The following is a 20,023-nucleotide window of genomic DNA, read 5'->3' as shown; positions in this document are numbered from 1 at the left end:
TTAATAACCGTCAACCGCCGCCTCCGGCATTGCCTGCTTCCTGATACATCCAGTTGCGGATGATTGCGACAGCTTCTTCCGGGTGCTTCTCGACGATCTCGCCAATTTTCTTCAGGGAAGATGCGCGAACCCGGCCCTCGACCTGGTTGATGTCGATCATCTGGTCGAGCAGGCTTTCCTCTTCGTCTTCGCCTTCCAAAAGTTCAGCCATGTCGGCAGTGGCGCCGGGGCCAGTCAATTGGGCGATGGCATCGGCACCGGCGATCATGCCGCCCGGACCGCCACTGGCGGCAAGCGTGGTGGGCATGGATTCAAACAGGCGGGTCAACACCGGGCGTACGACCAGCAGGATGACGAGAAGCCCGACAACGGCGAGAACCAGAACTTCTGCGAGTTGCAGGAATTCGTCCTTGGAAATGCCGAACAGGAGCGAGCCGTCGCCAAGGTCGAGCGGTTCCAGTTTGACGAACTGCATGTTTATGACTTCGACAGTATCGCCACGGCTGCCGTTATAGCCGACGGCGGAACGCACGAGTGTGGCAATCTGTTCCAACTCTTCCGGTGTCCGGGGTTGGTATACCTTGTCGCCGTCCTCATTCTCGACATAGCGGCCATCGACCAGAACTGCGACGGAAAGATTCTGGACCTGGCCTGCTTCCTTGACGCGGTTCCGGACAGTGCGGCTTATCTCAAAGTTGACTGTTTCCTCGGTACGGGCTGACTCGGATCGGGCGGAGAGATCACCGGCTCCGGCATTAGCCTCGGATTCCGGCAGGTTGTTCTCTACTGAAACCGTGTCCTGTTTGTTCCGTTCCTGAGAACTTTCGCTCTCTTCGATGGTCTGCGTCGAACGGGCGACCTGACTATCGGGGTCGTAGATCTCGGATTGTTCCGTGAAGCGGTCATAATCGATGTCGGCGCTGATCTCGGCCCGCACGCGGCCGAGGCCGACGATGCGTTCGACGAGTTCTTCAACGGCGCCACGCACACGGTTTTCAAAGGCCAGACGCATTTCCTCGGAGCTTTGTCCGGGAAGGGTGCCGTCCTCGTCATTGGTGCCCCGGGCCAGCAGCTGGCCCCGGCTGTCGAGGATTGAAATGTTCTGCGGTTCCATATCCGGAACGGCGGCGGCAACGAGATGCTGGATTGCCAGAACCTGTTCGCGGCCAAGGCGACCGGCACCCTGAACCTGGAGCACAACGGATGCGCTCGGCTTGCGGCGTTCGCGGCTGAAAAGTTCGCGCTGCGGCAGGACCAGGTGCACACGGGCGCCGCGGACATTGTTCATCGCCCCGATGGTTCGTCCGAGTTCGCCTTCAAGCGCGCGGACGAGGTTCACGTTCTGAACGAAATTGGTGGTTCCGAGACCGTCGGACTTGTCGAAGATCTCGTATCCCATGGTTCCGCCGCCCGGCACGCCTTGTTCGGCGAGGGTGACGCGGAGTTTCAGGACCTCGTCTCCGGGGACGTAAACCTGCTGACCGCCAGCCTTCAGCTCATACTGGATATTACGGGCTTCGAGCTCTTTGACGATGGCGCCGCTGTCACCCGGATCGAGATCTCCATAAAGCAGTGACATCCCGCCGGTTGAGAGGCGGGAGGCAAGGAAGATGAAGAAGCCGAGCACTGCGACTGCCGTGCCGACAAGGGCGGCAATGCGGATCGGGCCGAGATTACGAATCAGGTCTACGAGAGGATTCATGGGTTATAATCCCCGTAATTGCGTACAGGTAAGTGCCCGAAAGCGGTCCGGGAGGTTCTCGCTAATACATTGCATTTTATATGTATCTTTCGAAAATTGAAAGAACCTTCTGGGCAAAAACTGCCTAGTGAATATATCCGACAATGAATCGAAAGAGAACAATTAATTAGCGGCGAAACTTGTGGTATTGGTTAAGGAAATATTGAGTGAGAATGTTCATCTCCCTATCTGATTGGTCTGTCGATAGCGCAGTGGAGCGAAAGAATGGCGAAAACTGAATCTCCGAAACGGATGCCAGCAGCTTCGCAGACCGGATTGTCTTACAGCGGTGCAATGGATATCTCGCGATCACGCCATGTCACCCTGGCAAACAAGGCGACGCGCTTCCTGAGCGCAGGGCAGCTTGAATCTGCACGCAAGATATACATGGATATCCTGAACGAGAACGAGGATGACGTCTTTGCTCTTCACGGCATCGCCCTTGTCGCGCGGGAAATGAAGCGTTTGCCGGTTGCCGTTGAGCTGATGAAGAAGGCGCTTTCGCTCGATCCCCGGAACCCGATGATCGCCAGCAATCTGGGGACGATCTATGAGGCCATGAAGAACTATGAGGAGGCGCTGGCCTGTTACAAGAACTCGGTTAAATGGGGCGCTCGCGATGGTATCATCCACAACAATATAGGCAGTGTTCTCTCCAAGCTGGGGCGCCGTACAGAGGCTTTGATCGAGTTTCGAAAAGCGTTCAAGTACGGGGTCGAATTTCCTGAAGCCATGACGAATATGGCGACGATGCTAGGCGATCTCGGCGATTACAAACAAGCCGGCTATTATTTCCGTCGAGCGTTGGAGATTGATCCTGAGAATGCGCATGCGCACCACAATCTCGGTGTTATTCTGCTGCGGCAAGGTGAATGGGGCGAAGCTTGGGAGCACTGCGAATGGCGCATGGTTGCGACAAACAATGGTGTTCCATGGCGAAAGTTTTCGCAGCCACTCTGGAACGGAAACCCTTTCCAGGGCGCGCGCCTGATTCTCTACGCCGAGCAGGGGATTGGTGACGAGCTCAGACATGCGAGCATGATTCCAGAAGCGATCGCCCGTGGAGGGGAGGTCGTGGTCGAATGCGCGCCGCGCCTCGTATCGCTGTTTCAGCGCTCTTTCCCGCAAGCAAGGGTCGTTCCGGCCAAATACTGGCCAGCGGAAGAAGGTGTTGAGCCGTTTGATATTGCCTGCCCGCTCGGAACGCTTGGGCGATTGTTCCGGAACAGCAAGGAGAGCTTTCCGATGCATTCCGGCTACATCAAGCCGGATCCGAGGTTGGTCTCAATGTTTCGGGAGCGACTGAATGAGGCAGGGCCGGGACCTTATGTCGGAATATGCTGGCGTAGTGGATTGGCGGGAGCGTACCGGGCTGAACATTACTCGACGATTGAAGACATGAGGCCGGTTATGAAAGTGGACGGCGTGACCTATGTGAATTTGCAATATGACGCCAAACCTGAGGAATTCGACATTGTGAAGTCGGAGTTTGGTGTCGATCTGGTCGATTGGGACGACGTTGACCTCAAGATGGAGCTTGAGAAAGCAGCGGCCCTCACAAGCTGCATGGATCTTGTTGTGAGTCCGGGGACATCGGTTGCGGTCATGGCTGGTGCGCTCGGCGTCGAAACAGTTGAGTTTCGGCCATTCCCGATACCGGACAGTTATTTCAAAGACGGCCGATGCCCATGGTTTCCGAGTGTCCGGTTTTTCGCGAAACGGCAATCGGAAAAATGGAGCAAGATGTTTCGAAAGATAGCAGCCGAAATTGAGGCTCTGAAAACTGGTTCAGCTTCCTGACCGGAGCCGCCTGGACGCACGACGATAGTCCTGAACGCGCGTGGCGCGCAGGGCTCGTGTTCCGTGGACCTTGATCAATTGCCGCCAACTCGCGAATTCCTCATGGCTGAGGCTGTATCGCTCGCAAGCTTGTTCAAGCGTTATCAGATCCTCCTCAACAGCGCGCACGACCTGCGCTTTCCGGCTGACGACCCAACGCTTGGTGCTTGCCGGTGGCAATTGAGCAAACGGGTCGTCCGAGGTCTGAACGGGCTCTGCTGAGTTAGCGTTCAATTTTTTATCCTGATGTTTGTCTGCGGTCATCTTTTCAACGCATCATAAAAATGCCGGTTGTTTGAAAATAGAGGCCGCTCCCTAAAGAATCCTTAAGACCCCGCGCTTTCCGAAATGACTTCGATTGAAAAAAGCCCCGGCAAAAATGCCGGGGCAAAAAGAAAATCGGTAGAAAGTGAATGGGGACAGCGCTTACCGCTTGATACGGATGATTTCGTCGAGCAATTCGTCACCGGTTGTGATGATCCGTGTTGCGGCGGAATAAGCCCGCTGCGTGATGATCAGATCGGTGAACTCGGTCGCGATATCCGTCGTTGAGTTTTCCAGTGCGCCGGACTGAACCCGCCCAGTGCCGCCGTTTGTCGGGATGCTAAGGACGATGTCACCCGACGTGGACGTGGTGCTGTAGGCGTTACCGTTCAACGCACTTAGTTGTGTGGCGGCGGGGACTGTCCCGAGTGGTAATCGATAGATATTTCGAGATTGCCCGTTGGCGAAGTTAGCCGCGACCAATCCTTGATCTGAGATTGAAACCCCTGTCAGTGCTGACGGGCCGGAACCGTCCTGGTTCAGCAGTGAGGTCTCGAAGTTTCCGTTGAACTGTGACATGCCGGTCGGTTGCCCGAATGTCCCCCAGTTAAGCGTGATCGTGTTGAGCGCGACAGATCTGCTGAATTCGCCTGAGCTGACTGTCAATGTCTCGGTGGCGGTGGCGTTGGTTGTGCCTGCAACGCCGGTATTGACCGCGTTCAGGCTGCCGTCCGGGTTGAACACCATGGTTCGTGCCGCACCGCCAAGGGACATGGAGCTCGCGTTGATCGTGCCGGGATTGCGGACCAGAGTGTAATCGTAAGTCCAGGTATTCGCTGCTGCGGATTTGGTCCAGGTGGTCCTGAGCAGGTAATCGAAGCCCTGGGAATCGTAGATCGTGATGTTGGTTACGACCGTCGCGGCGGTGGCTGTGTCGGCCGGCAGGTTAGCGTTGATCGTCACTTCGTCGGTCTGGTTCGCAATCTGGCCGAACTGGGACAGGTCGACCGTCTCAAGGCTGCTCAACAGGTCGCGTGTGTCTTGATTGACGATATTGCCCGAGGCATCGGTGCGCCAACCCTGCAGGTAGTAGCCAGCCGTGTTAACCAGACGGCCGTTCTCGTCCGTGTTGAACGCACCTGCACGGGTCAGCAGATATTCGTCATCCTGGCCCGGCTCTGCCGCGCCGTTAACCACGAAGAAGCCATTGCCGTCGACGGCGATGTCCGTGGTGCTGGTCGTGCCCTGCAGGAGGCCCTGCCTGCCCGGGTCCGTCAGTGGCTTGCTCTGCACACCGCCCGGTGTGAAGGCCGTTGCGGACGGACTGCGGGTGACCAGCGTCTGGAAGCGCGCTTGCGTCTCTTTATAGCCGACGGTCTGCGAGTTAGCGATGTTGTCAGAGATAATCCCGAATGCGGTTGCCTGCGACGCGATCGCCGCAACACCCGCGAAAAGTCCACCGGTAACACTCATGTTAAATCTCCATTCACATGACCAGGGTATGACCCACTGGCCGGTTCTACCGATGATGCCGGTCTGGCATCGTGGCCGGGGGCTTCTCTATGGCCGCCCGGTCCTTCCGCCTTAAACGGCGGAAACGCGTGTAATTTCATTCATTTCGACGATGATCTTTCCGACCATCAGGCTCGGCCCGTCCTCGCCGGTGACAACACCGGTTACCAGGCCGACAGCCTCAACCTCGGCCGTTATGCCTTCGTTGTCGGCGTCGAGCGCATTGATCTGAACTGAATAGGGGCCGTTCGGCAGTTTTTGGCCGTCTGCATCGGTGCCGTCCCAGTTGAATTCAAAGCGCTTGCCCGAGCCGGTTGAGCCGTCTTCCGAATAAACCAGATCACCGGCCGCGTTGAAGACGTTGACCGTTGTTGAGGTTGCCTCGCCTTCAAGCAGATAACCCCAGCTCGCACCGGCATCGGTGAGATTGGTATTGTTGCCGTTGAAGATCACATGCTCGCCGATATAGTTGACCGCCGCCGCGTTCGTGTTAGCGGCCTGTGCGGAAACCAGGGAAGCCAGGGACTTGTTGGTCTCGATCTGCTGTTCGACGGCGGTGAACTGGACCAATTGGTTGGTCATCTCGTTCGTATCCATCGGGCTTGTCGGATCCTGGTTCTGCAGCTGGGTCAGGAACAGCGTGAGGAACTGCGCGCGCTCATCGTCGAGCCGCTCCTCGGTTGTCTGCTGTGTCGCAAAGATGCTGGAGCTGCTTGTGCTTGAAACTGCGTCCACCATGTCATCAGCCTCCTAGGCTACCAGGTTCAGCGACCCGTCGTCGCCGATACCGTCGTGTTCAGAACCGGTGGTGTCCGTTGCCGGCTGCTCGTCGCTGCCATCAAGGTCACCGCCATCTTGCGAGAGGGGCCCGTTTCCGGAGCCGGCTTGCTGTTGTTGCCTCTCGTTGGTGCCGCCGCCTCTCATCTGAAAGTCGAGGCTATCGCCACCGGTCTTGAGTCCTGCGTCTTGCAAGGCCCGTTCCAATTGCTTCGCATCACGCTGCAAAAGTTCCATGGTTTCCGGTTTGTCGGCGATCACTGTTCCCCGAATCGCGCCGTCAGAGCCAATTTCGAGGCGAACTTCTACCTTGCCAAGCTCTGACGGATTGAGTTGGATTTTGATCTTGTCCAGCCCACCCAGGGCGGCTTTGATCAGCTTTACCTTGACCTGTTCGGTCGCCGGAGTGGGCAAAGTCTGCCGATCCTGAGCGGCCGCCGTGCGGTCGGCAGATGCTGTTCTCAGTGTGTCGGCAAAACCATTGTTCGTGCCTTGGGCCGGAAGATCGGCGGCACGTGATGTGTTTGACGTTGAGCCGGTCGGGTCGGCTTGTCCTCGCTGGGCGGATGACGACTGCTGCCGGACGGATGCCAGTTGTTCCGGTGTCGTGACACTAGCTTGCACCTGCGTGGCGGTTGTGACCGCCGCTGCGGCCGGGTTGTTCTGATTGGTTTGGCTCACGATAGCCGGGTTCGGCTGGCCCTGGTTGGCCCCAGCCTTCGCACCATTGCCATTGTTCTCGTTTGAAGCCGTCACGGCATTGCTGCGTTTCGCATTGGAGCTGCCGAGCGCGTTTGACCGCACGGGCCTGCTATTCAGGGCCGTTGCAGCCGCAATCGTCTCGCTGGGGCTGGGAAGGGCAGTCTGCTTGACCGGTCCATCTGCCTGGGCCGCGCGATTGTTGGCGATGAGAGCCGTATCCGCTGTGGTGGCAGGTTTGGCTGGTGTCTGAGATACGATCTCAATCTTCGGCTTGGTCTCTCTGGCGGTCTGGGTGGCGGAGGCCATAGTCGCCTGCTTACTGCCTTCCGTCGACCGGCCTGCTTCAGCATCGGCGGGTACGATTGCCGGCTGCACCTTCTTAGGCATCGTTGCCTGATTAACTGGTGTCGGAGATGTGGCCTGAGGTCGAGTAACAGCTGTCTGTGTTGCTGCTGTTGTCTGGCCGGGGGCGCTTTTTTCGCCTGGAGTTGCCTCCGATTGTGTCTGTGGGGGCCAAGGGACGGGTAGTTTAAAGGTCGTTGCATCATCGCCAGATACAGCGCTCGGTGTTGTCGTCGCTGTGCTCGGCCCGGTTTGGGTCAGTTTCTCAAGTGCAGCGAGTTTTGGATCCCTGGATGTGGACGCGGGTATTACCGCCGCTTCCTGGGGAACGGTCTTCTGGGCTGCGGCCGCTGTGGGCTGTTCCGGTGTATCGCCCCTGCTCGCGACAGCATCAGCGGGCTTGCTCACGACAACAGTTGCTGTCGTGGAGGATTCCGGCACGATTTCTTGCTCCGGAACGGATGTTGCGGCTACTTCAGATGCGGAAATTTCGTTTTGCGCGCTGGCTGCTGCTGCGACTTCTGTCGAGAGAGAAACGTTGGTCGTACCCTCTTCGTTTTCATCAGTCGCACCTTCTGCTTTTTCGGCATATGGTGCTGATGTTTCCGTCGGCTGACCTTTAATGGGCTTTTTCACAGAGTCGGCATTGCCTGCCGTTGTGCCGCTGGATTCCCCGTTCTCGGTATCAGTTGTGTTGGCATCAGCAGTGTTGGCATCAGCAGCTTTGGCATCAGCAGCTTTGGTATCAGCAGTGCTGGTCTGGACGTTAGCCTGGGTTTGTTTCGTCTCAGGCTTGTCTTGTGCACTAGCTGCGGTTGCAGCGCCCGCTGCATCGGTTTGTTTTTTGGCGACATTATACGATTGGCGCTGATCCCGCGTGTCTACGGTTTTGGGATCCCGCTCAGATCGACCGCTTGTCGCGCGGGAGGGCTTTGTTTCCCGCGGCTCGTTAGCGTCATTATAGTCGTCGAGCCGGAATTTCGGGCGATCAGGATTACGGGCGGCGATCGGATCAAAGCCTAATCCATTACCAATCTTGCCTGTGTAACCGATCGACGGATCGTTTGTCGTTGATACGGGAGACATGTTTCGCCCTCGCGTGTTGTTCTGCGGGGATAGAAGCAAGGAGCGGGCCAGAGATTTCAGGCAGAAATTGCCGGGTTATGGCTTCTTTCGGTGTGAAATGGGGATCTCGAGCGGGTAGAGGGGGGAAGAATTTTCCGGGTATGGGGGCAGTTTCGTATCTTTTTGTTTGTGGATGATCAGGCTACATGAAGGGGGTATGGCGCGGGTTTTAGTACCCTGTTTTAGGATGCTGTCTTTGGTTTGATGGAATGAATTTTCCGCTTAACGTATTGATAATAAATATAAAAACAATTTAATTACAATTTTAAATTCTTTATTGACAACATTTAGGCAAATGTGGATTATAGGTTCGTGGGTAATACCCGCCGTCAGCAAAAAGCTGACTTAACCTGAGCCCTTAGAAAGAGGACTTGAAAAATGGCTATCCAAAACTCTGTTTTGACCAATCCGTCTTCCTTTGTTGCCCTTCGTACCCTGAATGGCATCAATCGTAGCCTCGACACCACCCAGAACCGTGTTTCCACGGGCCTGAAGGTTGCGGGTGCTCTGGACGACGCGTCCAACTTTGCTATCTCGCAGGGTATCCGGGCCGAACTTAAGGCGATCGATGCGGTTACCCAGGGTCTTAACAACGCCAAAGGTATTGGTAATGTTGCAATCGCCGGAGTGACCGGCGTTTCCAATCTGCTTTCCGACATCCGCGGTAAACTGACCGAGCTTGCCAACGAAGGTATCACAACCACGCAGCGGAATATTCTGGCGGCTGACTTTAACGAGTTGGTTTCGCAGGCAGCCAACTTCATCGCCAATTCAGCTTTCAATGGTGTGAACCTGATCGAGTCTGGTGCTACGAGCGTAAATACACTCTCCAACTTGGCCGGTGGTCTGCTTACCCTGACGTCGCAGAGTGCGGTCAACACTCAAGTTGGCAGTCTCGCTGGTGTAAGCGTGGGGTCGGCGACCAACGCGCAGAGCGTTATTGCGAACCAGTATTCCAATTTGGAATCTGTCGTGAACACGGCACTTGGCTCCCTCGGCGCGGAAGTTCGTGCGCTCAACTTGCAGACCGCTTTCCTTGAGGAAATTCGGGATGCAACCGACGAAGGTCTCGGCAACATCGTCGATGCCGATCTGGCTCGCGAGTCCGCTAGGCTGACGTCGCTGCAGGTTCAGCAGCAGCTGTCCACACAGACCTTGGGTATTGCGAACCAGCGCCCCCAGACCCTTCTCGGTCTCTTCGGTTAAGGTTGGTTCAAACACATTTCTGCGAAAGGGCGGCTTCGGCCGCCCTTTTTTGTGTCCGCGTTTCCAATCGCAAGGTCGGCTCTTATTTGGGCTGCCTGGTGAGAGAAATCTCACAGTTTGAAATTCCTAGAATTCGGCGTGAATTTCTAAATATTTCAATGTTCTAATTTCATGCAACCAGAAGTTCTCTCTGGCTTTTCCGAATCCCTTACTGAGATTAATCTTTTAGCAACTTCTTTGTGTGTTAATATGAAGTATCCGCTCAAAGAAGCGGGTTTTGCTCTGGGGCTTGCCCCTAATTACTGCGGAAAAAATTCCGCTGTCCTTAGAAAGAGGAGGCCAAAATGGCTGTTCAAAACTCTATCCTGACGAATCCGTCCGCATTCACGGCGCTTCGTACCCTGAATTCTATCAACCGTAATCTTGATACCACACAGAACCGTGTTTCCACGGGCCTGAAGGTCGCGGGTGCTCTCGACAACGCCTCTACTTTTGCTATCGCGCAGGGTATCCGGGCTGAGTTGAGTGGCATTGATGCGGTTACCCAGGGTTTGAATAGTGCCAAGGGTATCGGTAACGTTGCGATTGCCGGTGTAACTGGTATTTCCAATCTCCTTACCGATATTCGCGGCAAGCTGACGGAGTTGGCTAACGAAGGTATCACCACTGCGCAGCGTAATATTCTGTCGGCCGATTTTAACGAGCTGGTTTCGCAGGCTGGTAACTTCATCGCCAATGCATCCTTCAATGGCGTGAACCTGATCGAGTCCGGTGCAACCAACATCAATACGCTCTCGAACTTGGCTGGCGGTACACTGTCACTGACGTCGCAGAGTGCGGTTAATACCCAGGTCGGTAGCCTTGCTGGCGCCACGCTGGCTTCAGCTACCAACGCCCAGAGTGTTATCGCGAACCAGTATGCAAATCTGGAATCCGTCGTGAACACGGCGCTTGGCTCTCTTGGTGCCGAAGTTCGTGCCCTCAATCTGCAGACGCAGTTCCTTGAGGAAATTCGTGACGCAACCGACGAAGGTCTCGGCAACTTGGTCGATGCCGATCTGGCACGCGAATCTGCCCGACTCACCTCTTTGCAGGTGCAGCAGCAGCTGTCCACGCAGACTCTCGGGATCGCAAACCAGCGCCCGCAGTCTTTGCTTGGCCTGTTCCGTTAATCGCGGACCAAACCTACTTGGAAATCGGGGGAAGAAATTCCCCCGATTTTTTTTGTCCGGAATTCCCTTATATCCACAGCCATTTATTTACTCATTTCATCCAAGACATCTCGTTGATCCTCATCGATATCCTTAACGGTGTGAGGAAGCGCATTTTCCGATTTGCTGATTTAGTGTTATGGATATGTAATCAAGTCGGTTGCGCAGGTTCTGTAGAATGCCTTTAAAAATCAATGTGAAGCCGGGTGAAAAGTTTGTCGTTAACGGCGCGGTTATGGTGGCCGGCAAAAAAGGAGCGTCTCTGGTGCTCCAGAACGAGGCGACTATCCTTCTCGGCAAAGACATCATGCAGGAAGAGGATGCAACCTCGCCGGCAAAACGGATCTACTTTACCATTTTGTTAATGTATCTGGATCACGATGACCCCGATCAATATCGTGGCATGTTCCTTGAATTGGTTGAGAGCTTTTTAGAAGCGACAACGTTCAAAGAAGTGCGGATGACGCTTTTGAATCTGGTTCAGGATGTGAACGAAAAGCGCTTCTACAGAGCTTTGAAAACCTGTAAAGCCCTCATTGCTTATGAGGCTGAAATTTTCAAGATTGGCGCGCCAGAAGTGGCTGGGAGTAATTAATGTCCGGCATTGACGCCTATAAAAAAACAATCACGCAAACTGCGACGTCGCGCGATACCGAGTATCGCCTTCTGGCGCAAGTTACAGCTGAATTGATCAAAGCCGTTGAGAATAAAAAAGGGGCGGCCAATGATCCAACCAAGATGGCCCAGGTCGCTACCGCGCTGAACTGGAACAAGCAGGTATGGGATGTATTCGTCGAAGACTGCGGCACGGCTGGTAACCAGTTGCCCCGGGACCTGCGCGCCGCAATTGTCAGTCTCGGTATATGGGTAACAAAAGAGACCGCAATAGCTCTGGAAGGTGAGGGGGATCTTGATTCTCTCGTTGCCGTGAATAGAGACATTATGAAGGGCCTCAAGCCGTCCCAGTCGACCGAAAACCAGACGACGCTCAAACCGTCCGGTACTGTGGGTTCTATTCTGGACCAAGCGTAAACCAAGCCGTTACGGACTACCGTCGTAAACGATAGACTTGGAACGGTCATAGGGCCGGACAACGAGCGCCGTTTCTTTCAAAGCTGCTTGAAAAGCCTTTCAGTGCTCATCGAACAGACGTTTTTTCCGAGATGGAATCCGAGCTTCGTGAACTGTGCTCTCTATTTCCGGATCCCTCACAGAACTTGATTTCTTTGACCTTTGCCTTCCCAACCGGGCCCGGATTGGGAGGCTTACGCAATCAGCTTTATGGTTGTGTGGTGGATATGGTAAGGGCGCTCGGCACGCGCACGGCAAACTAGGTAAGCCTTATCTAGAATCTTCAGCCTGGTGAATTGGATGCAGTGCGGGAACTCCCTGGCTGTGTCATTTATGATCCTGAAGGTATTGATCAGAAAAACGAACTGGATCGTCTAGGGTGCAGGCGTTTTCGTGGATACCGCCATCTCCCCGTTAACGGCCTCAATCGGCACCCCGACTATCCAGCTCGGGCGGAGCCATCTCCTTTTAAGTGACGCTTATGATGCCATACTTGGATCCTGTCATCCGATGGCCTGAAATATTGAACGTTTCGACATGAATGTATCTTTGTCCAGAGCGGCAAAAGCATTGCCGAGGACCCTCAAGGTTTCCAGTCACGGTAAATAGTGTCCGGATGCAGCTGCAAAAAATGCCGATCCGACGCCTACTATGCGGCTGAGTACAGGTTGTAAGTTACCTTGTTTAATAAAAAATCATTAAATATCAGATAATTAGATGCCCCTCTCTGGTTGGCCCGACTATTGCGTCAGATGGGCCAAGACAGTGGTTCGTCGCTGTTACAGCCCGGCAAAAAAGACCATGTCCAAGAAATGGACTGGGAGCTGAAGGGCGGAGGCGACGCGAAGAGAGAAGGAACACTGGTAATGGTTAGCAATTCAATTCTGACGAACCCGGAGGCTTTGGTCGCTCTACGTAATCTCGAGCGCACCAACTCCCTCTTGGCGCAGACACAGGACCGGGTCTCGACTGGTCTGAAGGTGACTGGAGCCGAGGATGATGCCTCGAACTTTGCCATTGCGCAGGGGATTCGGGGAGACTTGCGAGCCTTAAGTGCAATTCAGCAGGGGTTGAACAATACCAAGGGAATCGCCCAGGTCGCTCTCGCTGGTACAACCTCTATTTCGGATTTGCTCGCGGATGTCCGGCAGAAGCTGACGGAACTTTCGAACGAAGGTATTACGACGCAGCAGCGCAGTATCTTGCAGGATGACTTCAACGAGTTGCTTTCCCAGGCGCGCAACTTTGTAGCTAATGCTGTGTTTAACGGGGTGAATGTCCTCGATACTTCAACAGCGGTGAATACGCTGTCGAACCTGAACAACGACACGATTACTCTGCGGGCCCGAAACCTGCTGACTGACATCAACTCGCTTGGCGGAGCTACGCTGACCACTGCAACCAATGCCCAGAGCGTTTTGACGTTTCAGTATTCAAATCTGGAATCGACGATCAACATTGCGCTCGGTCAGCTTGGTGCCGATACAAGGGCATTGAATTTCCAGACAGAATTTCTGACCGAGGTCAGCGATGCGACGGAAGAGGGGCTCGGAAACATCGTTGATGCCGATCTTGCCCGTGAGTCTGCGCAGCTTACCGCTTTGCAGGTGCGACAGCAGCTCGGCATCCAGGTTCTCAGTGTGGCCAACAACGCGCCGCAGGTCCTCTTGGGTCTGTTCCAGTAAGTAGCGGATCTATAGTTCTTGGAGGATCGTAAAATGCGCCGGGGCTATGCCGCATATTCGAAAGTTCAAACCAAGACAGAGAGCCCTCAGCAGATCGAGTATCGCTTGCTCGGGCAGGTGACGAGCGCCTTGCGCAAGGCGCAGGAAGATACGGCCACGCTACAGGACAAGTTGAATGCGGCTCTGTGGAACGGGAAGGTCTGGGACGCTTTTCTCTGCGATCTGTCCGAACCGGGAAACACATTGCCGGATCAGCTCAAGAACAGTTTGATGCAACTCGCCCGCTGGGTTGCCCTGGAAACCGATCTTGTTATCGAGGGTAAGGCCGAATTGAACGCGATGATCAACGTGAACCGTCAGATCATGGAAGGGCTTCAGGACCAGTTCCGACTTGCTGAGGCCAGTTAACGGATCATTCCCGTGCCAGTAAAACTCCGCTAGCCGCTGCTTGACAGCATCCGGATCAGGTGTGGGATTGCCTCATCTATCAGAGCTGGCCAAGAGCGGTCGCCTGTTTTTACGAGGCTGCATTCCCCAGGAAACCAAGGGTCCCTCTCGGCACCGAAGAAAATGGCGCCGCACTGGGAATGAAGTCCGATCGACGGTGTCCCCACCGCACCCGCCATCATCAGTACGGATGTGTTAGGCGATATAACCAGATCTAGGGCGGCAATCATTGCCGCCACCCTGTCCAGCTCCTCTCTCTGGTCGATCCCCGGCGGGATATACAATTGCCGGCCGGAAGTGGCCTGGATGGCCTCTGTTTCAGAGCCTGAAGCGTCATACTGAAGGCAGACGGGCAGGAACTCAGCCACTTCCAGCAACGGAACGATATCTTTCAGCTCTGGGTAATTGTGCCGGGCTCCGGCCCTGCGCATACCGCTGCGCCAGCTTATGCCGACAGCAGGCCCGCTTCCGGTTGCGCGAAAACGGTCTTTCCAATGCGCCGTTTCAGTGGCGTCCGGTGCGAGATATCCGGCTTGATCGGGAAAAGCTTCGACAGACGGGCGGACAACGGATTGCAAGTCGGCGAGCATCATGTACCGACCAATGCCATGTTCTTGGACAAGCGGTTGGTATAGGGCTGTCGGCGGATCGGTGTCCGAGCGCTGGACTTTCTCGACGACCGTCAGGCCTGGAAAAGAGCGCGCGAAGAGCGCTGTCAGGCGTTTGTCAGATTCCAGAATGACAGGGCCGCCGAAGCGTTTTTGTATATCCGGGATGCAGGAGGCAAAGCGGATCTCGTCTCCGATGCCCTGCTCGTGGCAGATCAATAAGCTTTGCCCGTCCCTGCATGGCTCACCGTCCCATTCTTCAGGCAACCCTTGGCGGATGATCAGGATTTCCGGCTTCAAATGGCGCCAGAAATTGCGGGCCTGCCCACGTGCGATTTCGCCGGCACTCAGCAAGGCGTCTGTCAGACCGTGTTGTAAGCCCGTATTCCCTGGCTCCAGCACGCACGCGCGCGTGGCGCTTTTCACGCCGTCCTGCATACGGCCGACTCTTCGTTCAAGCAGTTGCAGGTTGTTCAGCGCCTGCGGCGCTCCCGGGGTCATGAGCAAGGATTTGCGGTAGGAAATAATTGCCCTGCTTGCCTTGAAGGCGTCGAAGAAAGCCCGGGCTTCCTGGAAATAGTATTCCGGAGTTGGCGCCGAAGATTTGGCGAAGGACTGCAAGGCTGACAACGCTTCCTCCGGCAGCTCCAGATCGTTGAGCACCGCAGCGTAAGACATCTTCCAACTTGCTTCCTCGGGACGCAGAGCCATTGCTTTTTCGAGCGATATACGTGCGTTGGAAGCATCGCCGCGGAGCCGCTCCGCTTCGGCGATATTCCGCCAGGCCTCCGGATGATCGGGCGCGATGACCAATGCGTGTCGTAACTGTGCCCACGCGTCGTCTGGATCATCGCTGGACAGGAAGACGCAAGCAAACCGATTGATGCAGTTGGCGTCGCCTGGGGCAAGCAAGAGCGAACGGCGAAAGCAATCGATAGCTTTTTCAGTGGCGCCCGACTGAAAAAGAGCCAGCCCGTAAAAATGCCAGAAGTGGCTCAGATCCTGTAATTGAGGGGCTGCGGCTTCATAGAGGGGCACGGCCTCTCCAATCCGGCCCGCATTATGTATCGCGAGGGCGTTCTGGAGGATCTGGATCGCAGCAGCTCGGGAAAGAGTCGACATTCGACGATGCTGCACTAACGACGGTATATCGGAAAGTCTTTCTGTTCGCGTCCTGAAATTGAAGCTGGCCCGGTTCTTGCTTTCATGCTTTCGAGGCACTTTGCCTATGAGACTTCGGAGGTGATAGCCACCATGTCAATTAACAGCGCTCTTATTGCGGCAACATCCGGTCTGTCGGCAGCTCAGGCTCGAATCGATGTAGTGTCCCAAAACGTGGCGAATGCCGCGAACGAGACATATACGCGGAAATCGCAGGAGCTCCAGACCCGGATCATCGGTGGTCAGGCGCAGGGTGTTGATCTCGGCGTGGTGGTGCGTACGGTAAATGAAGGCTTGCAGAAAGATATTCGCTCCCAGCAAGCAACCGTTTCCGAGCTGACTGTTCTAGATAGTTTTCTTGAGCGTATGGTCGAGTCTTTCGGTCGTCCAGGCGACGACGACTCTATCTCCTCTAAGATTACTGATCTGAAGGAAAAACTTCAGGCCCTGTCGATTGCTCCGGAGCTTGGAGCGAACCAGGCTGAAGTCCTGCGTGCCGCGGAAAGCGTAGCGGCCGAATTCCAGCAGCTCTCGCAGACCATCAGCAACCTTCGGAAAGAAGCAGATCGGCAGATCGCGGACACAGTGGATCTGGTGAACACGGCACTGACGAATATCGAAACGCTCAACGATTCTATTGCGACGCGCAAAGTACAGGGTCTGACCACAGCCGATCTTGAGGATAGCCGCGATCAGTTCGTTGAAGAATTATCGCAATATATGAACATCAACGTGATCGAGCGTTCGAACGGCGAGCTGACCATTCTGACCGGCGACAGCCGGCTGATGCTCGATGATACAAAGTTCCCGCTGACTTTCGTAGAAACGTCTATTTTCACGGCGACTACGGTTGGCCAGCCCTTGCGGCTGGAGGACGGCCTCCCTGGCATTGCTACGAACCCGGACATCTCTTCCGAGATATCCGGTAAGGACGGTGAACTCGCCGGACTTCTTCGGGTACGCGATACGCTGTTGGTCGAAGCCCAGGATCAGCTGGATACACTAGCGCACGAGCTGGCGAACGATCTGGATACATTCACGATCAACGGCACGACTGCGGTGGTTAACCTGTTCGTTGATGGCGGTGGCGCGGTTCCGGTTGACGCTCTCGGTAACGAGCAGGGCTTCGCGGAAGTTATCCAGGTTAATGCCCTGGTGACCGGCACGCCTTCATTTCTCGTTACCGGCGATACCGGGAACGGAGCGAACACATATGTTGCCATCGGCTCCGGTGACCATCGTGTCGCGAATGCCATGCTCGATGTGTTCCAGAATACGCAAACTTTCGTTGCCGGCTTCGGTCTGACCGCCAATAACAGCATCGAAGGTTTTGCCGCTGAGATGGTTGGTTTTCAGGCTAACCAGCATGCGACCTTTGAAAGCCAGCTGACATTCGAAACCAACTTCCGCGACACTCTGATACAGACATATCGGGACGAGAGCGGGGTCAATACGGATGAAGAGCTCGCCAAACTTATCGAGCTTGAGGCCGCTTTTGCGGCCTCTGCGCGTGTCTTGCAGACTGTCCAGCAGTCGCTTGACGAACTCGTTAACATTATACGTTAGGAAGGAGTGAGACAATGCGTGTCGCCACCCTGACAATGTCACTACGGGCACAGAATACCGTTCTGAACCTTCAGAACCAGTTTTCACGTGCGCAGGAGCAGGTTTCAACCGGCAAGATCTCACAGATTTACAGTGGTCTGAGAGGCGACGATGCGCGTGTCTCAATTCAATTGCGTGAGGAAATTCAGACTAAAGAGGCTTACGTTAACACCATTGAGCAGGTGCGAACGCGGACCAAGATCATGGAAGCGGCACTGAACGGTATACAGGATCTTGCCGAGCAAATGCGGGTTGAGCTTATCAACCAGCAGGAGGGCAAGTTCGACGATACGGCTCCGGTGTTGAAGCAGTTTGCGGATTCCGCCATTGACCAGCTTGTAAGCCTTCTGAACACTCAATCCGAGGGGCGATATCTCTTCAACGGAACGGATGTTTCGACGGCGCCTGTGGATGATGCCGCAACTCTTAAAACAGCCGCTTATGCCGCTATTCCTGCGCTCGCCGTTGGCAACTCTGCGGCAGTGATCGCCGCGTCGGCTACTAACTTCGGAACCGACGCAAACTGGAACAATGTTGCCGGGATTGTACCAGGCCAGACAAAGCCGTTTGCATTTGATGCGGCGGAAGGTGTGCGTCTTGAGTTTGGCGAGCTGGCTAATGACAATTCAACCTTCGAGGAGCTCTTCGAGGTATTCTCTATCTTTGCGGATGTTAATTTCGCCGCCGGTCTCGATGCCGACTTTCGTGCCTTGGTTGACGACGGTTTGACACGGGTTGAGGCGGCGGCCGATGAGATCGGACTGATGGTTGCGTCAGTTGGTACGACCCAGGCGCGAATGACGGATATCGAAGCGCAGCATAAAGACGACAACACACTGCTATCGAACCAGCTTGATGGCGTTGAAAATGTTGATCCTTTTGAAGCCGCAGCGGAGTTTCAGCTGCTTCAGGGGCAGCTCCAGGCAGCCTATCAGACAACCGCATCGCTGCGGCAGCTCTCGCTCGCTAATTACATTTAGATTGGACTCAATTTCGCCTTGAACTAGTTGGAATATATGGGTTTAATTTTGCCTGTGCATTTCCCTAAAATTGAATAATTAAAGGTGAATGACTCGACATTCTTTTTGTGGGGTGTTATATACATTCCCAGTTGCCGATAAAAGGTAGGTTACTTTACTCCAGAATGGAGATGGTCATGGTCGAAATCCTCTCGGGGGTGACCGCCACGCAACCTGTTGCGAAATCCGTCTCACCGCCATCGCTGCAGGCGGCGATTTCTGATTCTGCCAGCGTCCCAAAAAAATCATCTTCCGATTTTTACTTGAGTCCGGTCATTCGATTCGACCCGGAGGCCTTGGCTGTGATTTTTGAGCTTCGTGACAGCCGCTCTGGCGAAGTGACGAAACAGTTTCCGGCAGAGCGGGTCGTTCGTGAACTTCAAAAAAGCGCTGGTCTTGTGCCGGAACCTGTCGAGGCTTCGGAGAAGACTCGTGGCGCCAGCGAGGAATCCATTTCTGGTGCTGTGGGAAGTGGCGAGTCGTCTGCAAATGCTGTAGCGGATCAGGAAGTTGACGTTCTGATCTGAGTCGGGGCGGCGGCATTGAGTGAGTGCTGCTATGAATCTTGTGCGGGTCAGGAATTAAAGGGCGAGGGCCATGGGTCCGGCGCCCTTGTTTTATGTCAGGGCCGCAATTTTCTGGATAGATGCTGAGTAATTGGCGTAAGGGGAGGTTCCTAAAATTCCCCTATAGATCCAACTATGTTACGAATTGATAGAATTGATTTGGGTATTCCGATGGAGGGTTCCAGCGTGAGTGACGAAGACGCGATCAATGAGCTGCTGAAGCGCGGTATCAGCCATCATGAAGCCGACGAGGTCGTTGAGGCGCGCAACATCTATATTGAGATCCTCGAACGGGATCCGCAAAATCACAAGGCTCTGGATCTTGCCGGTTTGCTCTGCATGCAGTGCGATGAGCTTGATGCTGCCGCGGATTTCTTCAGCTCTGCCATAGAGCTTGACCCTGAATCGGGCCGCTATCTTTGTCATGCAGGCACTCTTGAATTGCACCGGGGTCATTTAGAGACCGCAACCGAGCTGTTGAAGAAGGCGATTGCCAAGGATCCCGAAATCAGTGAGGCGTTTCTGTCTCTTGCTCTGGTTTACCGGGCGGAGCAAAAAATCGGAGATGCGATTGCCGTGATCGAAAACGGTCTTTCTCATGACCCGGACAATAGTCGGCTTTTGACCTGGCGCGGTGTTCTTGAGATTGATCGGGATGACCTGCCGAGTGCCGGCGAGTTCCTGCATCAGGCGATCAATGCCGACAATGAGAATATCGAAGCGATGGTTACGCTCGGTAACGTCATGATGGAGCTTGATGAACTTGATATCGCGGAGCGCTGCTACGTTTCGGTCAAGGAGCGTGTACCGGAAGATCTAGGGACGCGGTGCCGTTTATCCGTTCTGCTTAAACGTCTGGGCAAGCGCGACGAAGCAGTTACTGAACTGGAGGCGGCGTTCGCCCAGGCACCTGCCGAAAGCGACAGTTTCACTGAAATGGCATTGTTGTTTGAATCTCTCGGGAACGACGACGATGCCATCGTTGCAGCTGAACGGGCGGTTGCGCTAGATGCCGGCAATGCGGCAAGTTTTGAGTTGCTCGCGCGTCTTCATGGCAAGGCTGGAAACGAGGAAGCGGCAAAAGATGCCGAGGATAGGGCGTCTGCCCTTTCCTGACGGCTCGTCCGGTTTACAGGAATCTG

17 protein-coding genes are annotated in these 20,023 nt (G+C 54.9%); 11 read left to right on the top strand and 6 right to left on the bottom strand.

The annotated features are described in order from the left end of the window. Positions 1 to 10: 10 nt before the first annotated feature. Positions 11 to 1,702: a flagellar basal-body MS-ring/collar protein FliF gene (gene fliF / locus VOI22_RS07840; protein WP_323795958.1), complete on the bottom strand. Its 1,692-nt coding sequence runs from the start codon at positions 1,700 to 1,702 to the stop codon at positions 11 to 13. Between the two features lie 525 nt (positions 1,703 to 2,227). On the opposite strand from fliF, the gene VOI22_RS07835 reads away from it, so the two are divergent. Further along, the gene (locus VOI22_RS07835; RefSeq protein WP_323795957.1) at positions 2,228 to 3,541 is read left to right on the top strand and encodes a tetratricopeptide repeat protein; all 1,314 of its coding nucleotides are present in this window, start codon (positions 2,228 to 2,230) and stop codon (positions 3,539 to 3,541) included. On the opposite strand, the gene VOI22_RS07830 is transcribed toward VOI22_RS07835, so the two are convergent. The 4 genes from VOI22_RS07830 to VOI22_RS07815 all read right to left on the bottom strand — a co-directional run bounded on the left by VOI22_RS07830 (position 3,530) and on the right by VOI22_RS07815 (position 8,263). Beyond that, complete coding sequence (locus VOI22_RS07830; protein ID WP_323795956.1) at positions 3,530 to 3,844, bottom strand: DUF1153 domain-containing protein; 315 nt, start codon at positions 3,842 to 3,844, stop codon at positions 3,530 to 3,532. The two genes, VOI22_RS07835 and VOI22_RS07830, sit on opposite strands and share 12 nt — an antisense overlap. A 162-nt stretch (positions 3,845 to 4,006) precedes the next feature. Further along, positions 4,007 to 5,317: a flagellar hook protein FlgE gene (flgE, locus tag VOI22_RS07825; protein ID WP_323795955.1), complete on the bottom strand. Its 1,311-nt coding sequence runs from the start codon at positions 5,315 to 5,317 to the stop codon at positions 4,007 to 4,009. A 111-nt stretch (positions 5,318 to 5,428) separates the two neighbouring features. After that, complete coding sequence (locus VOI22_RS07820) at positions 5,429 to 6,094, bottom strand: flagellar hook assembly protein FlgD (protein ID WP_323795954.1); 666 nt, start codon at positions 6,092 to 6,094, stop codon at positions 5,429 to 5,431. Positions 6,095 to 6,106: 12 nt separating this feature from the next. Then, a complete protein-coding gene (locus tag VOI22_RS07815) occupies positions 6,107 to 8,263 on the bottom strand; it encodes a flagellar hook-length control protein FliK (RefSeq protein ID WP_323795953.1) in 2,157 nt (718 codons plus the stop codon). A 417-nt stretch (positions 8,264 to 8,680) separates the two neighbouring features. Between VOI22_RS07815 and VOI22_RS07810 the strand changes: the two genes are divergently transcribed. The 6 genes from VOI22_RS07810 (at position 8,681) to flaF (VOI22_RS07785) (ending at position 13,883) form a co-directional block, all read left to right on the top strand. After that, the gene (locus VOI22_RS07810; RefSeq protein WP_323795952.1) at positions 8,681 to 9,508 is read left to right on the top strand and encodes a flagellin; all 828 of its coding nucleotides are present in this window, start codon (positions 8,681 to 8,683) and stop codon (positions 9,506 to 9,508) included. Positions 9,509 to 9,852: 344 nt separating this feature from the next. Next, positions 9,853 to 10,680 (top strand): flagellin, encoded by an 828-nt coding sequence (locus tag VOI22_RS07805; RefSeq protein ID WP_323795951.1) that lies wholly within the window; start codon positions 9,853 to 9,855, stop codon positions 10,678 to 10,680. 217 nt (positions 10,681 to 10,897) lie between these two features. After that, on the top strand, positions 10,898 to 11,314 hold the full coding sequence (locus VOI22_RS07800) for a flagellar biosynthesis repressor FlbT (RefSeq protein WP_028464615.1): 417 nt from the start codon (positions 10,898 to 10,900) through the stop codon (positions 11,312 to 11,314). Next, positions 11,314 to 11,751, top strand: coding sequence for a flagellar biosynthesis regulator FlaF (gene flaF, locus VOI22_RS07795; protein ID WP_323795950.1), 438 nt, complete (start codon positions 11,314 to 11,316; stop codon positions 11,749 to 11,751). The genes VOI22_RS07800 and flaF (VOI22_RS07795) overlap by 1 nt, the downstream gene beginning before the upstream one ends. A 791-nt stretch (positions 11,752 to 12,542) precedes the next feature. Then, positions 12,543 to 13,475 carry a flagellin gene (locus VOI22_RS07790; protein WP_323795949.1) on the top strand — a complete coding sequence of 311 codons (933 nt, stop codon included), beginning with the start codon at positions 12,543 to 12,545 and terminating at the stop codon, positions 13,473 to 13,475. Positions 13,476 to 13,508: 33 nt separating this feature from the next. Further along, positions 13,509 to 13,883 (top strand): flagellar biosynthesis regulator FlaF, encoded by a 375-nt coding sequence (gene flaF / locus VOI22_RS07785; RefSeq protein ID WP_323795948.1) that lies wholly within the window; start codon positions 13,509 to 13,511, stop codon positions 13,881 to 13,883. Positions 13,884 to 13,912: 29 nt separating this feature from the next. Here the strand turns inward: flaF (VOI22_RS07785) and VOI22_RS07780 are convergent, their stop codons facing one another. Next, complete coding sequence (locus VOI22_RS07780) at positions 13,913 to 15,652, bottom strand: tetratricopeptide repeat protein (protein ID WP_323795947.1); 1,740 nt, start codon at positions 15,650 to 15,652, stop codon at positions 13,913 to 13,915. A gap of 132 nt (positions 15,653 to 15,784) precedes the next feature. Between VOI22_RS07780 and flgK the strand changes: the two genes are divergently transcribed. The 4 genes from flgK (at position 15,785) to VOI22_RS07760 (ending at position 19,997) form a co-directional block, all read left to right on the top strand. Continuing rightward, a complete protein-coding gene (gene flgK, locus VOI22_RS07775; RefSeq protein WP_323795946.1) occupies positions 15,785 to 17,257 on the top strand; it encodes a flagellar hook-associated protein FlgK in 1,473 nt (490 codons plus the stop codon). A 14-nt stretch (positions 17,258 to 17,271) separates the two neighbouring features. Beyond that, positions 17,272 to 18,276, top strand: coding sequence for a flagellin (locus tag VOI22_RS07770; RefSeq protein WP_323795945.1), 1,005 nt, complete (start codon positions 17,272 to 17,274; stop codon positions 18,274 to 18,276). Between the two features lie 176 nt (positions 18,277 to 18,452). Further along, positions 18,453 to 18,842 carry a hypothetical protein gene (locus VOI22_RS07765; protein ID WP_323795944.1) on the top strand — a complete coding sequence of 130 codons (390 nt, stop codon included), beginning with the start codon at positions 18,453 to 18,455 and terminating at the stop codon, positions 18,840 to 18,842. A gap of 225 nt (positions 18,843 to 19,067) precedes the next feature. Beyond that, complete coding sequence (locus tag VOI22_RS07760) at positions 19,068 to 19,997, top strand: tetratricopeptide repeat protein (RefSeq protein ID WP_323795943.1); 930 nt, start codon at positions 19,068 to 19,070, stop codon at positions 19,995 to 19,997. The last annotated feature ends 26 nt before the right edge of the window (positions 19,998 to 20,023 follow it).

Origin of the sequence: Nisaea sp. (assembly GCF_034670185.1) — a bacterium.
In the GTDB taxonomy this organism is placed as follows: Bacteria; Pseudomonadota; Alphaproteobacteria; order Thalassobaculales; family Thalassobaculaceae; genus Nisaea.
The sequence above is the reverse complement of the archived record's forward strand: the minus strand, read 5'-3'. Positions and strand labels throughout refer to the sequence as shown.

Bases quoted from the DNA above. Each gene is read 5' to 3' on its own strand.
- VOI22_RS07805 (WP_323795951.1), top strand. From the start codon at position 9,853: ATGGCTGTTCAAAACTCTATCCTGACGAATCCGTCCGCATTCACGGCG.
- fliF (WP_323795958.1), bottom strand. From the start codon at position 1,702: ATGAATCCTCTCGTAGACCTGATTCGTAATCTCGGCCCGATCCGCATT.
- VOI22_RS07800 (WP_028464615.1), top strand. From the start codon at position 10,898: ATGCCTTTAAAAATCAATGTGAAGCCGGGTGAAAAGTTTGTCGTTAAC.
- flgE (WP_323795955.1), bottom strand. From the start codon at position 5,317: ATGAGTGTTACCGGTGGACTTTTCGCGGGTGTTGCGGCGATCGCGTCG.
- VOI22_RS07835 (WP_323795957.1), top strand. From the start codon at position 2,228: ATGAAGAAGGCGCTTTCGCTCGATCCCCGGAACCCGATGATCGCCAGC.
- VOI22_RS07820 (WP_323795954.1), bottom strand. From the start codon at position 6,094: ATGGTGGACGCAGTTTCAAGCACAAGCAGCTCCAGCATCTTTGCGACA.
- VOI22_RS07790 (WP_323795949.1), top strand. From the start codon at position 12,543: ATGGGCCAAGACAGTGGTTCGTCGCTGTTACAGCCCGGCAAAAAAGAC.
- VOI22_RS07780 (WP_323795947.1), bottom strand. From the start codon at position 15,652: ATGTCGACTCTTTCCCGAGCTGCTGCGATCCAGATCCTCCAGAACGCC.
- VOI22_RS07815 (WP_323795953.1), bottom strand. From the start codon at position 8,263: ATGTCTCCCGTATCAACGACAAACGATCCGTCGATCGGTTACACAGGC.
- VOI22_RS07770 (WP_323795945.1), top strand. From the start codon at position 17,272: ATGCGTGTCGCCACCCTGACAATGTCACTACGGGCACAGAATACCGTT.
- VOI22_RS07810 (WP_323795952.1), top strand. From the start codon at position 8,681: ATGGCTATCCAAAACTCTGTTTTGACCAATCCGTCTTCCTTTGTTGCC.
- flaF (WP_323795950.1), top strand. From the start codon at position 11,314: ATGTCCGGCATTGACGCCTATAAAAAAACAATCACGCAAACTGCGACG.
- flaF (WP_323795948.1), top strand. From the start codon at position 13,509: ATGCGCCGGGGCTATGCCGCATATTCGAAAGTTCAAACCAAGACAGAG.
- VOI22_RS07830 (WP_323795956.1), bottom strand. From the start codon at position 3,844: ATGACCGCAGACAAACATCAGGATAAAAAATTGAACGCTAACTCAGCA.
- VOI22_RS07765 (WP_323795944.1), top strand. From the start codon at position 18,453: ATGGTCGAAATCCTCTCGGGGGTGACCGCCACGCAACCTGTTGCGAAA.
- flgK (WP_323795946.1), top strand. From the start codon at position 15,785: ATGTCAATTAACAGCGCTCTTATTGCGGCAACATCCGGTCTGTCGGCA.